Genomic DNA, 14,801 nt, shown 5'->3' with positions numbered 1-14,801 from the left:
TCAGCTCACCCGGTACTCACGCCCCGGTCAGATGCCCCTGCACCACCGGCGCCACCCGCGCGATGATCTGCTCCACATCCGCCGACGCCAGCGGCTCCACCTTGATCACGTACCGCAGCATCGCGATCCCGACCAGCTGCGCGGCCGCCAGCTCGGCGCGCAGTTCCGCGTCCGGGGCGTCGAGCTCCCCGGCGATCCGGCGCAGCAGCTGTGCGGAGACGAGGCGGCGGAAGACGCTGGCCGCGGCCTCGTTGTTCACCGCCGAGCGGACGATCGCGAGCAGCGGCGCCCGGGTCACCGGGTTCTCCCAGAGCCCGAAGATCATCCGGGTCATCCGCTCGCCGACGTCCTCCACCGACCCTTCCAGCACCGTGTCCCGCACGACCAGCGCCGGCGCGAAGGCCACCTCCACGGCCGCCTCGAAGACCTGCTCCTTGGTGCCGAAGTAGTGGTGGACCAGGGCCGAGTCGACGCCGGCGGCCTTCGCGATGCCGCGCACCGACGTCTTCTCGTACCCCCGCTCGGAGAACTCCTCGCGGGCGGCGGCCAGGATGCGGTCGCGGGTGTCGGCCGATTCCGTACGAGGAGGCCGGCCCCGCTTGCGCGCGGTGACGCCGTCGGTCACGGCAGCCTCTGCGCCTTCACGGCCGACGCCAGATGCAGCCGGGTGTACGCCAGCGCCTCCGCGAGGTCGGCTTCACGTTCGGCGCTGGACATCGCGCGCCGGGTGTTGACCTCGATGACGACATGGCCGTCGAAGCCGCTCAGGGCGAGACGTTCCAGCAGCTCGGCGCAGGGCTGGTTGCCGCGCCCCGGGACGAGGTGCTCGTCCTTCGCGGAGCCGCGGCCGTCGGCGAGGTGGACGTGGCCGAGGCGGTCGCCCATGCGGTCGACCATCTCCATCGCGTCGACGCGGGCCGTCGCGGAATGGCTGAGGTCGATCGTGAAGTGCCGGTAGTCCTCTTTGGTGACGTCCCAGTCGGGGGCGTACGCGAGCATCTCGCGGTCGCGGTAGCGCCACGGGTACATGTTCTCGACGGCGAACCGTACGTCCGTCTCGTTCGCCATCCGCCAGATGCCCTCGACGAAGTCGCGGGCGTACTGGCGCTGCCAGCGGAACGGGGGATGGACGACGACGGTGCTCGCGCCGAGCTTCTCGGCGGCGGCCTGGGCGCGCTGGAGCTTGACCCAGGGGTCCGTCGACCACACGCGCTGCGTGATGAGCAGGCAGGGGGCGTGCACGGCGAGGATCGGGATCTGGTGGTAGTCGCTCAGTCTGCGCAGGGCTTCCATGTCCTGGCTGACGGGGTCGGTCCACACCATGACCTCGACGCCGTCGTAGCCGAGGCGTGCGGCGATCTCGAAGGCCGTCGCCGTGGACTCCGGGTACACGGAGGCCGTGGAGAGCGCCACCTTCGCGTCCGGGATCCGTACGACTGGTTCTGCCACGTGGGTCAGCCTAAAGGGTTCGGTCGGGTGGATGCGGGGTGCCTATTCGCCGTTGTGGGGTTTGCCACGGGCGGGCGTCACACCGAGCCCATGTGATCAAGTCGCCGTAGGATCACGCCTTCTCGCAGCGCCCACGGACAGATCTCCAGCTTCTCCACCCCGAACAGGTCCATCGCGCCCTCCGCCACCAACGCCCCCGCGAGCAGCTGGCCGGCCCGGCCCTCCGAGACTCCCGGGAGTTCGGACCGCTGTGCCACCGTCATCCCCGCCAGCTGCGGTACCCACGCCTCCAGGGACTCCCGCTTCAGCTCGCGCTGGACGTAGAGGCCCTCGGCGGAGCGGGCGGCGCCGGCCAGACGGGCCAGCTGCTTGAAGGTCTTGGAGGTGGCGACGACGTGGTCGGGGGCGCCGAAGCGGGTGAACTCGCCGACCGTGCGGGCGATCTGGGCGCGGACGTGGCGTCGTAGGGCCCTTATCGCCTCCGGGTCCGGCGGGTCGCCCGGCAGCCAGCCGGCGGTGAGGCGGCCCGCGCCGAGCGGCAGCGAGACGGCCGCGTCGGGCTCCTCGTCGATGCCGTACGCGATCTCCAGGCTGCCGCCGCCGATGTCGAGGACGAGCAGCTTCCCGGCCGACCAGCCGAACCAGCGGCGGGCCGCGAGGAAGGTGAGGCGGGCCTCTTCGGCGCCGGTGAGGACCTGGAGCTCGACGCCGGTCTCGGCCTGCACGCGCGCGAGGACGTCGTCGGCGTTGCTGGCCTCCCGCACGGCGGAGGTGGCAAACGGCAGGAGGTCCTCGACGCCCTTGTCCTCGGCGGCCTGGAGGGCCTCGCGGACGACCGCGATGAGTTTGTCGACCCCTTCGGGGCTGACGGCCCCGGCCTCGTCGAGGAGTTGGGCGAGGCGCAGCTCCACCTTGTGCGAGTGCGCGGGCAGCGGGCGCGCGCCAGGGTGTGCATCCACCACCAGGAGATGCACCGTGTTCGATCCCACGTCGAGGACACCGAGTCTCATGTACGGAACGCTACTGCCAGCCGAGCCGTCCGCCGTCCCCGGAGCCTTCCTGGGCGACTTACCCTGGACGCGTGCCAAAGACCAAAAAGGCGAAGAATGAGCAGGCCGCCACTGCCTCCGGCGCTTCTTCGCAGGCGAAGTCGCAGGTGAAGTCGTCGGCGAAGTCGTCGGCAGCGTCGGCGGACTCCCAGAAGTCACAGCTGATGACCGAGGTGAAGTCTCCGAAGATGTCGAAGAAGGCCCGGGCAGCGGACGAGAAGGGGCTCGACTTCGCGCGCGCGTGGGTGGAGTTCCCTGATCCGGCGGACGACGAGCAGGTCTTCCGGTGCGATCTGACATGGCTGACCTCTCGCTGGAACTGCATCTTCGGCAGCGGCTGCCAGGGCATCCAGGCGGGCCGCGCGGACGACGGGTGCTGCACGCTGGGCGCCCACTTCTCCGACGAGGACGACGAGCAGCGGGTGGCCGGGCATGTGGCCAGGCTCACTCCGGAGATCTGGCAGTTCCACGACGAGGGCCGGGAACACGGCTGGATCTCGGAGGACGAGGACGGCGACCGGCAGACCCGCCCCTACCAGGGCTCCTGCATCTTCCAGAACCGTCCCGGCTTCGCCGGTGGCGCGGGCTGCTCGCTGCACATCCTGGCCATAAAGGAGGGCCGCGAGCCGCTGGAGACCAAGCCGGACGTCTGCTGGCAGCTTCCGGTGCGGCGGACGTACGAGTGGATCGACCGGCCCGACGACACCCGGGTGCTTCAGGTGTCGATCGGTGAGTACGACCGGCGCGGCTGGGGTCCGGGCGGCCATGACCTGCACTGGTGGTGCACGTCGGCCACCTCGGCGCACGGCGCGGGCGACCCGGTGTACGTGTCCTACGGCCCGGAGCTGACCGAGCTGATGGGCAAGGCCGGCTACGACCGGCTGGTCGAGCTGTGCGAGGAGCGGCTGGCCTCGCAGCTGCCCCTGCTGGCACCGCATCCCGCGGATCCGGTGGCCTGACCGGTCCATAGGCGACCGGCCCACGACCCGGTCCACCCGCGACCGGCCCACGACCCGGTCCATCGACGACCGGCTCACGACACGGTCCGTCGACGACCGGCTACGCCCCGGTCCATCGGCGACCGGTCTACGACGTCGACGGGCTCGGGTCGCCGCTGTCGCTGGGCGGCGGCGAGCTCGCCGGGTCCGACGGGGTCGGGTCGGTCGGGTCCGGGTCGGGCGACGAGGGCGGTGGGTCGCTCGGCGTCGGGTCCGTAGGGGCTGACGTGGTGGGTGTCGGGTCGGGGTCGTCGGACGAGGGCGGCGGGTCGACGGGGGTGCCGGGGTCGGTCGGGGTGGGCGCGGTGCCGTAGCCCCCGATGGAGACGACGGCGCCGGCCGGTGACACGGCCACCCGCGCGCTCCAGTAGCCGGACGGCTCGCGCAGATGGTCCACGTACACCTTGATCGTCAACGACTCGCCGGGGCCGAGGGTTCCCGCGGACTGGCTGAGGTAGAGCCAGGAGGCGCCGGTGGTCGCGGACCAGCGGACCGGGGTCTCACCGGTCGCGGTGAGGGTGATCAGCGTGGTGTCGCCGCTGTTGCCGGCCGCCACCTCCAGATGGCCGGCGCCCTTCTTGCCGGCGCCCGCGACGCTGATGACCTCCACGGACACATCGGGTTTGTTGCCCTTGGTGAAGCGGTCGCCGGGCTGGGTGCTGGCGTTGCCCGCGTTCTCGTAGCCGTCGCCGACCGCCTCGCCGTCCAGGCCGCCCGGGCCGCGTGCCTCGCTGGCGGAGGCCGAGCGGCCCTCGCCGCCCTCGGCGGTGGGGGTGCCTCGGTAGGCGGCCCAGAGCGCCAGGACCGGGGCCGCTACGACGGTGGCGACGACGGTCGTGGTGACGGCACGCGCGCGGAGGCGGTCGCGACGGGCCGCGCGGTCCTTGGGGTCCATCGGGAAGCCGCGCCGGTCGAAGCGCGGTGCGGCGGCGCCCCGCGCGCGCGGGAAGTGCGCCATGGCGACGTGCAGGGTCGCGCGGGGCGCCTCCAGGACGGGCAGCTCCGAGGGCGTGACGCTCGCGCCGGGCCAGCGGCCGGTGATCGCGCGCTCGGCGGTACGGCGGCAGCGCGGGCAGTCGTCGACATGCCGGACCAGCTCACGGCGTACGGCCGTGCTGAGCACCAGCTGGTGGTCGCCGGTGAGGCGGGCGACGCCCGGGCAGCTGCCGGTCTCCACGACGGCGAGGGCCGCGCGGGTGCGCTCGACCTCGCAGGCGGCGGCCGAGAGCAGTTCACGGGCGGCGGCGAGGTCCATGCCGAGGACGGCGGCGACCTCGTGGGCGGCGAGGTGGTGGCGCACGGCGAGTTCGAGGGCCTCGCGCTGCTCCGGGGTGGTGCCGGCGGCCTCCGGCCAGGCGAGCAGGGCGAGTTCACGCCGGCGCTCCTCCTGGACCTCCTCGGAGACGGGCGGGGCGGCCTTGCGGTCGACGGTGTTCCGGTCGCCGGTGTGGCGGCCCGCCGCGTGGGTGGCCTGACGTTTCTGCTTGGCCTCGGCCAGCTTGCGCAGACAGGCCCAGCGGGCGAGCGCGTAGAGCCAGGCCCGGCGGTCGCCCGCCGCGTCCGGGCCGCGGCGCTTCTCGGCGAGCGCGAGGACGTCACCGAGCGCGGCGGTGGCCGCGTCGTGGTCGCACAGCACCGACAGGCAGTAGGTGAACAGGCCGTCCAGGTACGGCTCGTAGCGCGCGGGTGGCCGCTGCGCCAGTGTGCGCGCGGCACCGCGATCGCGCGCCTCCCGTTGCGCCCGATGTGCGCCGGTGGTGCGGGTCGAGGTCTGCGGACTGCTGCTCATCACCCGTGGACGGTAGGACGCGGGCGATCGCCCCTTCTTCCACCTTGAGCACTTTTACTCCGTACGGGTGAAACGATCCCTCATAAGGGGACAGGAACCCTTCGTTCCGTGGCTTGTTCCTGACAGCGATGGCCGGTTACCGACGGCGCGCATCGCCCGGCGGCCGGTGCGCCGCACTGAGTGTGATGCACGCCATCTTCTGAGTAGTCGTACTCATGTCCGATCTCTTGCTGGCTCACAGACTTCCGACATGAGACGAACTTCCCTGATTTCCCTGATGCCGATCGCGGCACTGACCGCGCTGTGCGGGCTCGCGCTCGCGGGCTGCGGCACCGAACGGGCGGCGGACCCGACCGCGCGGACCGAGGTCGACCAGGTCCGGGCCGGTTCCTCCGCTTCCGCCACACCCCGGCCCGACCCGGCCGACGACGAGTCCGGCGACTCCGAGTTCCTCGCGTTCATGATGCTCCTCAACACGGTCGTCGAGCCGTGCGCACCGGAGCTTGAGACCGCGGTGCCCCCGGAGGATTCGGAAGCCATGGAAGAGGTTCCTTCCGACGCGCCCCTCCCCGACGAACTGCCCCTCCCCGACGAGCCGCCGCCCACGAGCGAGCCGCGCGACCCCGAGGAGGCCCGGCAGGAGATCGAGCTGAGCCCCGTCGAGAAGTGCGAGGCCCGCCGGCACACGAGCCGCATCACCAAGGCCCTCGCCGCCGGCAGCGCCGACCCGGCGCCGCAGGACGTCGCCGCGGTCCTGCGCAAGCTCGGCTACATCGAGGAGCGCATCGACGGCCCGCAACGCGCGCGTGGGGGCGTCGAGTTCACGCTCGACCTGCGCGTGATGGGCGGCTCGCTGTGCCTGTCCGGCACCACGACCGGCACGAAGACCACGATCGAGCCGTACGGCGCCGACGTGGAGGTCGCCTGCACGCAGGTGCGGAGGTGAGGCGCGGAAACTGAGCCGCGGCGGGCGTTGTCAGTGCGGGCGGCTACGGTTTCGTCCATGGCTGCCCGTACGAAGACCGCCAAGGACCGCCCCGCCTTCCGCTGCACCGAGTGCGGCTGGCAGACGACGAAGTGGCTCGGCCGCTGCCCCGAATGCCAGGCATGGGGGACGGTCGAGGAGTACGGCGCGCCCGCGGTGCGCACGACGGCACCCGGCCGCGTCACCACCTCCGCCCTGCCCATCGGCCAGGTGGACGGCCGGCAGGCCACCGCCCGCTCCACCGGCGTGCCCGAGCTGGACCGCGTCCTGGGCGGCGGCCTCGTCCCCGGCGCGGTCGTGCTGCTGGCGGGCGAGCCCGGCGTGGGCAAGTCCACGCTCCTGCTCGACGTGGCGGCCAAGTCGGCGAGCGACGAGCACCGCACGCTGTACGTCACGGGCGAGGAGTCGGCGAGCCAGGTCCGGCTGCGCGCCGACCGCATCAAGGCCATCGACGACCATCTGTACCTCGCCGCGGAGACCGACCTCGCCGCCGTCCTCGGCCACTTGGACGCGGTGAAGCCGTCGCTGCTGATCCTCGACTCGGTGCAGACGGTCGCCTCCCCGGAGATCGACGGCGCCCCCGGCGGCATGGCCCAGGTCCGCGAGGTCGCGGGCGCGCTCATCCGGGCCTCCAAGGAACGCGGCATGTCCACGCTCCTGGTGGGCCATGTCACCAAGGACGGCGCGATCGCGGGCCCGCGCCTGCTGGAGCACCTCGTGGACGTGGTCCTCTCCTTCGAGGGCGACCGGCACGCGCGCCTCCGTCTCGTCCGGGGCGTCAAGAACCGCTACGGCGCGACGGACGAGGTCGGCTGCTTCGAACTGCACGATGAGGGCATTACGGGCCTTACGGACCCGAGCGGACTTTTCCTGACCCGTCGTGACGAACCGGTCCCCGGCACCTGTCTGACGGTCACCCTGGAGGGCCGCCGCCCGCTGGTGGCCGAGGTCCAGGCCCTGACCGTCGACTCCCAGATCCCCTCCCCCAGGCGCACCACGTCCGGTCTGGAGACCTCCCGCGTCTCGATGATGCTGGCCGTCCTGGAGCAGCGGGGCCGGATCAGCGCCCTCGGCAAGCGGGACATCTACTCCGCGACGGTCGGCGGAGTGAAGCTCTCGGAGCCCGCCGCGGACCTGGCCATCGCCCTCGCGCTGGCCTCCGCGGCGAGCGACACCCCGCTGCCCAAGAACCTCGTCGCGATCGGCGAAGTAGGCCTCGCGGGCGAGGTCAGACGGGTCACGGGCGTCCAGCGCCGACTGTCCGAGGCCCACCGTCTGGGCTTCACCCACGCCCTCGTGCCGGGCGACCCCGGCAAGATCCCTCCCGGGATGAAGGTCCTGGAAGTCGCCGACATAGGGGACGCCCTGAGGGTCCTTCCGCGCTCGCGTCGGCGAGAGGCCCCACGGGACGAGGAGGAGCGCCGGTAGACTTTGCCCTGGTCTCGCCCGTCCGTACGAACCGCGTGTACGAAAGGGGAGCGCCAGAAGAACCTGCGACCGGAGGAGTGCAGTGGCAGCCAACGACCGGGCAGCAGCTCCCGGAAAGTCCGGCGGGAGCTCCGGTGCCGATGGCCTGATGCGCGCCTCACTGAGCGCCGTGGCACCCGGCACGGCCCTGCGCGACGGCCTGGAGCGGATTCTCCGCGGCAACACGGGCGGGCTCATCGTGCTCGGCTTCGACAAGACGGTGGAGCCGATGTGCACGGGCGGTTTCGTCCTGGACGTCGAGTTCACGGCCACGCGCCTGCGTGAGCTGTGCAAGCTCGACGGCGGCATCGTGCTCTCCTCGGACCTGTCGAAGATCCTGCGGGCCGGCGTCCAGCTGGTCCCGGACCCGACGATCCCGACGGAGGAGACCGGCACCCGTCACCGCACCGCGGACCGGGTGTCCAAGCAGGTCGGCTTCCCGGTCGTCTCGGTCTCCCAGTCGATGCGCCTGATCGCCCTCTACGTCGACGGCCAGCGCCGCGTCCTGGAGGACTCGGCGGCGATCCTGTCCCGCGCGAACCAGGCGCTGGCGACCCTGGAGCGGTACAAGCTCCGCCTGGACGAGGTCGCGGGAACGTTGTCAGCGCTGGAGATCGAGGACCTCGTCACGGTCCGGGACGTCTCCGCGGTGGCCCAGCGCCTGGAGATGGTCCGCCGCATCGCGACGGAGATCGCCGAGTACGTGGTCGAGCTCGGCACGGACGGCCGCCTCCTGGCCCTCCAGCTCGACGAGCTGATCGCGGGCGTGGAACCGGAACGCGAGCTGGTGGTCCGGGACTACGTCCCCGAGCCCACGGCCAAGCGCTCCCGCACGGTCGAAGAGGCCCTGTACGAGCTGGACGCCCTCACCCACGCCGAGCTCCTCGAACTCCCCACGGTGGCAAAGGCACTGGGCTACACGGGTTCGCCGGAGGCGTTGGACTCCGCGGTGTCCCCGCGCGGCTTCCGCCTGCTGGCCAAGGTCCCGCGCCTCCCGGGCGCGATCATCGACCGCTTGGTGGAACATTTCGGCGGCCTGCAGAAGCTCCTCGCGGCGAGCGTGGACGACTTGCAGACGGTGGACGGGGTCGGCGAGGCGAGGGCGAGGAGCGTACGGGAGGGCTTGTCGAGGTTGGCGGAGAGCTCAATCCTGGAACGGTACGTGTAGCTCCCCGGGGGCGCGGGGCTGTATCGATGTGCGGCTCCGCCGCGTGGGCGCGACAAGCCCCCACAAAGCCGAAGCCGACACACAACCGACCCCGGCCGCCCCTCAGTCGCTCTCCAGCACGAACGACGTCTGCACCTTCGCGAACCCGGGCGCGGCCAACTCCACCAGATACGTCCCGGCCCCGGCCGCCCCCGCAGCCGGCGTCGCACACCGCGGAGCACTCGGCTTCCGGTCCCACTTCACGGTGTACGTGATGCTGCTGCCCGCAGGCGCCCGGAACACCAGGCTCCCCGCCGTCTTCGGGCAGTCGGCGGACGACCAGAACTCGTCGTCCTCCGCGGCCTGAGTGATCGTCAACACCGCGCTCTTCGGCCCGAGATCGACCTTGCAGTCACTGCCGGAGGAGTTGGCCGCGGTCACCAGCAGCGTGGGCGTCTCACCGGGCCCGTACCCGTTGTGGAGACTGCGCACGGTCAACTTCACCGCGCCGCTGGTGCAGTTGGGCAGTGCGGAACCCGCCGGCACCGTGTCGCCCTGACCGACGCCACTGCCCGCACCGCCACCGGCCGCCCCGCCTTCCGAGCCGCCGGAACCCGCGGACCCCGAGCCTCCGGACCCCGCGGTCGAGCCGGTGCCGTCACCGGACCCGTCGTCGGAGCCCGACCCACCGCCGTCCCCGCCACCGCTCGACTCGTCGCGCCCGCCCGGTGCTTGACTGATCGCGGGCCCTGAACTCGACGGTCCCGGGGTGATGGAGGGCGCGGGATTCTTGCCGTTGGATCCGTCGGCGCCGTTGTTGCCGCCACCGCCGTCCGACGTGACCACCCAGGCGATCAGCAGCGCCAACAGGGCCAATACAGACAGCAGTACGGCCCTCCGTCGCCAGTAGATGGAGGAGGGAAGCGGCCCGACCGGATTGCGCAGAGATCCCACGGCGCAAACTGTACGAGAGATCGGCGCCCGCGCTGTCCCTACCCGCCGCGGAGGATCACAACTTTTCCGGATCATCATTCCGGACGCGGGTGTTCACGCCCCTGTCTTTCGTCGGGTGCGGCCCCTGATGATCGCGGGGTGTGACCGTATCGGCCCGCCGGCTACGGCCCGTGATCATGGAAGAGTTCAACCGGCCGACGTCACAAGTGACCGGAGAAACGGCACTGCTGTCGATCGTCGGGTGCTGCCGTACGCCTCAGGGGTGGCGGTGCCCCCGCGTCCCCTCCCCGGCATGGCAGGATCGGAAGGCCATGACTGCGCCCATCACCAAGTCCCCCGCCCTCTCCGAAGCCGAAGCCGGAGCCGCCGCCCGAGTCGGCGCCCAGCTCGACGCCGACGCTCCCGCCGGAGAGCATCTGCACGCCCCCGTCATCGACTGGTTCGACGAGCACGCCCGCGATCTTCCGTGGCGCCGCCCCGACGCCGGGCCGTGGGGGGTGATGGTCAGTGAGTTCATGCTCCAGCAGACGCCGGTCAGCCGGGTCCTGCCGGTCTACGAACAGTGGCTGGCCCGCTGGCCGCGCCCCGCGGACCTCGCCCAGGAGGCGCCCGGCGAGGCGGTGCGCGCCTGGGGCCGGCTCGGCTACCCGCGCCGCGCGCTGCGGCTGCACGGCGCCGCCGTGGCGATAACGGAACGGCACGGCGGGGACGTACCCACCGACCACGCCCAGCTGCTCGCGCTGCCCGGCATCGGCGAGTACACGGCCGCGGCCGTCGCCTCCTTCGCCTACGGCCAGCGGCACGCGGTCCTCGACACCAATGTCCGGCGGGTCTTCGCGCGGGCCGTCACCGGCGTGCAGTACCCGCCGAACGCCACCACCGCCGCCGAACGCAAGCTGGCCCGCGCCCTGTTGCCCGAGGACGAGTCCACCGCCTCCCGCTGGGCCGCCGCCTCCATGGAGCTCGGCGCGCTGGTGTGCACCGCCAAGAGCGAGTCCTGCCACCGCTGCCCGATCGCCGCGCAGTGCGCCTGGCGGCTCGCGGGCAAGCCGGAGCACGACGGTCCGCCGCGGCGCGGACAGACGTACGCCGGTACCGACCGCCAGGTGCGCGGCAAGCTGCTGGCCGTGCTGCGCGAGGCGCACGCGCCCGTGCCGCAGGCCGTACTCGACCGGGTGTGGCACGAACCGGTGCAGCGCGCGCGAGCCCTGGACGGGCTCGTCGCGGACGGTCTCGTGGAGCCCCTGTCCGGTGGTTTGTATCGGCTGCCGTTGACGTAACGCCGTACGAACACCCTCCCGAATCACCCCGAACCGGCGCGATTCGCTGCGCCGGTTTACCCCTTTCCTCCTTCCGTTACACAACCGACGGACAGCCGAGGGCTAGCCGCGCGCTGCTCCGCACAGCCCCGTGACAACAGCTCCGTAGCTTCATTGGCGTACCGCAAGGACGGCGGCACACAGGCAATGGAGAACCGGCGGCAGGCAAGTCGGAACGGGGATGGAGGCGGTCGATCATGGCGCAGGGCGAGGTGCTCGAGTTCGAGGAGTACGTCCGCACCCGGCAGGACGCGTTGCTGCGCAGCGCCCGTCGCCTGGTCCCGGACCCGGTCGACGCGCAGGACCTGCTCCAGACGGCGCTGGCGCGGACGTACGGCCGCTGGGAGACCATCGAGGACAAGCGGCTCGCGGACGCCTATCTGCGCCGGGTCATGATCAACACCCGGACCGAGTGGTGGCGGGCCCGCAAGCTGGAGGAGGTGCCGACCGAGCAGCTCCCGGACGCCTCGGTCGACGACGCCACCGAGCAGCACGCGGACCGCGCCCTGCTGATGGACATCATGAAGGTGCTCGCCCCCAAGCAGCGCTCCGTGGTCGTGCTGCGACACTGGGAGCAGATGTCCACGGAGGAGACGGCCGCCGCCCTCGGCATGTCGGCCGGTACGGTCAAGAGCACGCTGCACCGGGCCCTCGCCCGGCTCCGCGAGGAGCTGGAGAGCCGCGATCTGGACGCACGCGCGCTGGAGCGTGAGGAGCGGGAGCGTTGCACGGCGGCCTGACCGACAGGGCTCGCGGCGCCGACGGCACACTCGGCGCCGGCCTCGACCCCGCACCGGGGCGGGGCGCTTTCCAGGCGGCGATGACGGCAGTGGCCGTACTCGCCGCCCTCGCCCTTTTCGTCTCCGCCTGCGCCACCGGCGGCACCGGCACCCGTGACGAGGGTCCGGCCCATGTCGAGTCCTCGGCCGGCTCGGAGATGGCCGCGGGCGCCGCGCCCTCGGCGACGGCCTCGTACTCCGGCAAGCTGACCAAGGCCGAGGCCGCCCAGCTGCTCAAGGACGACCCCTCGGTCTCGGCCGAGGTCAAGAACGACCTCCAGCCCTGCACCGGCGACGACCCGCCCGTCGACGTGACCTCCGGCAACCTGACCGGCGGAGCCGCGCGCGACGTCGTGGTCAACGTGCTGACCTGCGGCGACATCATCGGCATAGGGGCGTACGTGTATCGCCTCCAGGACGGCGCGTACGAGAATGTCTTCAAGGCCGAGGAGCCCCCGGTCTACGCACAGATCGACCGGGGTGACCTGGTGGTGGACAAGCAGGTGTACGAGAAGGGCGACGCGGTGGCGGCGCCCTCCGGCGAGTACGTGTTCATCTACCACTGGACGCAGGGCCGGTTCGTCAAGCGCTGGGACCAGTACAGCGAGTACGGCAAGACGTCCGACGGCCCTGCCGAGGACACCCCGACGCCGGTGCCGACGACCTGAATTCCGGGAAGCCCCGGATTTCCGTGAACCGATCGGGCCGTTCGGAACGATCACCTTTCGACAGCAAGACCACGCGAGACCACCACGCAGGACCAAGGACAGAGAGCAGCGGGATGGCAGACCAGACTCACGTTCTGTTCGTCGAGGACGACGACGTCATCCGCGAGGCCACCCAGCTCGCCCTGGAGCGGGACGGCTTCGCGGTCACCGCCATGCCCGACGGCCTGTCGGGCCTGGAGGCGTTCCGGGCCGACCGCCCCGACATCGCCCTGCTGGACGTCATGGTCCCGGGCCTGGACGGCGTCAGCCTGTGCCGGCGCATCCGGGACGAGTCGACCGTTCCGGTGATCATGCTGTCGGCGCGCGCGGACTCCATCGACGTGGTGCTGGGCCTGGAGGCCGGCGCCGACGACTACGTGACGAAGCCGTTCGACGGCGCCGTGCTGGTCGCCCGTATCCGCGCGGTGCTGCGCCGCTTCGGACACGCGGGCGGCGGCGAGCGGGCCGACGACTCCGCGGCCGCGGCGGACGGCGGGGTGCTGACCTTCGGCGAGCTGGAGATCGACACCGAGGGCATGGAGGTGCGCCGGGCCGGCGAGCCGGTGGCGCTCACCCCGACCGAGATGCGCCTGCTCCTGGAGTTCTCCTCCGCGCCGGGTACGGTCCTGTCCCGCGACAAGCTCCTGGAGCGCGTGTGGGACTACGGCTGGGGCGGGGACACGCGCGTGGTGGACGTCCATGTGCAGCGGCTGCGGACGAAGATCGGCCAGGACCGCATCGAGACGGTCCGTGGCTTCGGCTACAAGTTGAAGGCCTGAGCGGGGCGGACATGCGGGGGACAATGCAGCGCCTGGTCCCGGCGCGACTGGAGCGCGCGGGCATCCGTACGGGACTGCGGTGGAAGCTCAGCGCGGCCATCGCCTTCGTCGGCGCGCTGGTCGCGATCGCGCTGAGCCTGGTCGTGCACAACGCGGCCCGGGTCTCGATGCTGGACAACGCCCGCGACCTCGCGGACGAGCGCATCCAGATCGCCCAGCGCAACTACGACCAGTACAAACGGCCGAACCCCTTCCCCAACGTGAAGATCAACGACTCCTCGCTGCCGAGGGAGCTGCGGGAGAAGGTCGAGCAGGGGCGCCGGGCGACGTACGTGACCGACCGGCCGGGCGGCGAGCCGGACATCTGGGCCGCCGTACCGGCGGCGAACGGCAATGTGCTGTCCCTGCACACCTCGTTCACCGACCGCAGCACCGACATCCTCAACGACCTCGACCAGGCCCTGGTGATCGGCTCCATCGCCGTCGTCCTCGGCGGCAGCGCCCTCGGCGTGCTCATAGGCGGCCGCCTGTCGAGCCGGCTGCGCAAGGCGGCGACGGCCGCGGGGCAGGTCGCGAGCGGCGAGACGGACGTACGGGTGCGGGACGCCATCGGCGGCGTGGTACGGGACGAGACCGACGACCTGGCCAGCGCGGTCGACGCGATGACCGAGGCGCTCCAGCAGCGCATCGAGGCCGAGCGCCGGGTCACCGCGGACATCGCGCACGAACTGCGCACCCCGGTGACCGGCCTGCTCACGGCGGCCGAGCTGCTGCCGCCCGGCCGTCCCACGGAACTGGTCCTGGACCGGGCGAAGGCGATGCGCACGCTCGTCGAGGACGTGCTGGAGGTGGCCCGCCTGGACAGCGCGTCGGAACGGGCGGAGTTGCAGGACATCCTGCTGGGCGAGTTCGTCAGCCGGCGGGTGGCGGCCAAGGACCCGGACATCGAGGTCCGCGTGGTGCACGAGTCGATGGTCACGACCGACCCGCGCCGCCTGGAGCGCGTCCTGTTCAACCTGCTCGCCAACGCCGCGCGGCACGGCAAGCAGCCGATCGAGGTCACCGTCGAAGGCCGGGTCATCCGCGTCCGCGACCACGGTCCCGGCTTCCCCGAGGACCTCCTCGCCGAGGGTCCGAGCCGTTTCCGCACGGGTAGCGCGGACCGCGCGGGCCACGGCCACGGCCTCGGCCTGACCATCGCCGCCGGCCAGGCCCGGGTGCTGGGCGCCCGCCTCACCTTCCGCAATGTCCGCCCGGCGGGCGCGCCGGACGGGGTGCGGGCGGAGGGGGCGGTGGCGGTGCTGTGGCTGCCGGAGCACGCGCCGACGAACACGGGGAGCTATCCGATGATGCCGTGAATCCCCTCAGCCCGCGTCCCG

Annotated in this window: 14 protein-coding genes; 9 read left to right on the top strand and 5 right to left on the bottom strand. The window is 72.0% G+C overall.

The window, feature by feature from the left end:
- Positions 1 to 16: 16 nt before the first annotated feature.
- The 3 genes from EJC51_RS27590 to EJC51_RS27580 form a co-directional block, all read right to left on the bottom strand.
- Positions 17 to 625: a TetR/AcrR family transcriptional regulator gene (locus tag EJC51_RS27590; RefSeq protein WP_126273549.1), complete on the bottom strand. Its 609-nt coding sequence runs from the start codon at positions 623 to 625 to the stop codon at positions 17 to 19.
- Positions 622 to 1,449: a sugar phosphate isomerase/epimerase family protein gene (locus tag EJC51_RS27585; RefSeq protein WP_126273548.1), complete on the bottom strand. Its 828-nt coding sequence runs from the start codon at positions 1,447 to 1,449 to the stop codon at positions 622 to 624. The genes EJC51_RS27590 and EJC51_RS27585 overlap by 4 nt, the downstream gene beginning before the upstream one ends.
- Before the next feature lie 77 nt (positions 1,450 to 1,526).
- Positions 1,527 to 2,459: a Ppx/GppA family phosphatase gene (locus tag EJC51_RS27580; protein WP_126273547.1), complete on the bottom strand. Its 933-nt coding sequence runs from the start codon at positions 2,457 to 2,459 to the stop codon at positions 1,527 to 1,529.
- A gap of 71 nt (positions 2,460 to 2,530) precedes the next feature.
- Between EJC51_RS27580 and EJC51_RS27575 the strand changes: the two genes are divergently transcribed.
- Positions 2,531 to 3,457, top strand: coding sequence for a DUF3109 family protein (locus EJC51_RS27575; protein ID WP_126273546.1), 927 nt, complete (start codon positions 2,531 to 2,533; stop codon positions 3,455 to 3,457).
- Positions 3,458 to 3,584: 127 nt separating this feature from the next.
- Here the strand turns inward: EJC51_RS27575 and EJC51_RS27570 are convergent, their stop codons facing one another.
- On the bottom strand, positions 3,585 to 5,285 hold the full coding sequence (locus EJC51_RS27570) for a BACON domain-containing protein (RefSeq protein ID WP_425276809.1): 1,701 nt from the start codon (positions 5,283 to 5,285) through the stop codon (positions 3,585 to 3,587).
- A gap of 250 nt (positions 5,286 to 5,535) precedes the next feature.
- Between EJC51_RS27570 and EJC51_RS48870 the strand changes: the two genes are divergently transcribed.
- From EJC51_RS48870 to disA, 3 genes are all read left to right on the top strand, one after another.
- Positions 5,536 to 6,231: a hypothetical protein gene (locus EJC51_RS48870; protein WP_244362876.1), complete on the top strand. Its 696-nt coding sequence runs from the start codon at positions 5,536 to 5,538 to the stop codon at positions 6,229 to 6,231.
- A 57-nt stretch (positions 6,232 to 6,288) separates the two neighbouring features.
- Positions 6,289 to 7,698: a DNA repair protein RadA gene (radA, locus tag EJC51_RS27560; protein WP_126273544.1), complete on the top strand. Its 1,410-nt coding sequence runs from the start codon at positions 6,289 to 6,291 to the stop codon at positions 7,696 to 7,698.
- Between the two features lie 82 nt (positions 7,699 to 7,780).
- The gene (disA, locus tag EJC51_RS27555; RefSeq protein WP_059193952.1) at positions 7,781 to 8,905 is read left to right on the top strand and encodes a DNA integrity scanning diadenylate cyclase DisA; all 1,125 of its coding nucleotides are present in this window, start codon (positions 7,781 to 7,783) and stop codon (positions 8,903 to 8,905) included.
- 102 nt (positions 8,906 to 9,007) lie between these two features.
- Here disA and EJC51_RS27550 read toward each other — a convergent pair whose 3' ends face one another.
- Positions 9,008 to 9,838 (bottom strand): hypothetical protein, encoded by an 831-nt coding sequence (locus EJC51_RS27550; RefSeq protein ID WP_126273543.1) that lies wholly within the window; start codon positions 9,836 to 9,838, stop codon positions 9,008 to 9,010.
- A 311-nt stretch (positions 9,839 to 10,149) separates the two neighbouring features.
- Between EJC51_RS27550 and EJC51_RS27545 the strand changes: the two genes are divergently transcribed.
- The 5 genes from EJC51_RS27545 (at position 10,150) to cseC (ending at position 14,780) form a co-directional block, all read left to right on the top strand.
- Positions 10,150 to 11,118: an HhH-GPD family protein gene (locus EJC51_RS27545; protein ID WP_126273542.1), complete on the top strand. Its 969-nt coding sequence runs from the start codon at positions 10,150 to 10,152 to the stop codon at positions 11,116 to 11,118.
- A gap of 236 nt (positions 11,119 to 11,354) precedes the next feature.
- A complete protein-coding gene (locus tag EJC51_RS27540; RefSeq protein WP_059193955.1) occupies positions 11,355 to 11,897 on the top strand; it encodes a SigE family RNA polymerase sigma factor in 543 nt (180 codons plus the stop codon).
- On the top strand, positions 11,882 to 12,604 hold the full coding sequence (locus EJC51_RS27535) for a hypothetical protein (RefSeq protein WP_399578958.1): 723 nt from the start codon (positions 11,882 to 11,884) through the stop codon (positions 12,602 to 12,604). Before EJC51_RS27540 ends, EJC51_RS27535 begins: the two co-directional genes overlap by 16 nt.
- Before the next feature lie 113 nt (positions 12,605 to 12,717).
- Positions 12,718 to 13,422 carry a two-component system response regulator CseB gene (gene cseB, locus EJC51_RS27530; protein WP_126273541.1) on the top strand — a complete coding sequence of 235 codons (705 nt, stop codon included), beginning with the start codon at positions 12,718 to 12,720 and terminating at the stop codon, positions 13,420 to 13,422.
- An 11-nt stretch (positions 13,423 to 13,433) separates the two neighbouring features.
- Positions 13,434 to 14,780, top strand: a complete 1,347-nt coding sequence (gene cseC, locus EJC51_RS27525; RefSeq protein ID WP_126273540.1) for a two-component system sensor histidine kinase CseC — start codon at positions 13,434 to 13,436, stop codon at positions 14,778 to 14,780.
- The last annotated feature ends 21 nt before the right edge of the window (positions 14,781 to 14,801 follow it).

This window comes from Streptomyces aquilus (assembly GCF_003955715.1).
Lineage (GTDB): Bacteria > Actinomycetota > Actinomycetes > Streptomycetales > Streptomycetaceae > Streptomyces > Streptomyces aquilus.
This window is presented reverse-complemented; position numbering and strand designations above follow the sequence as displayed.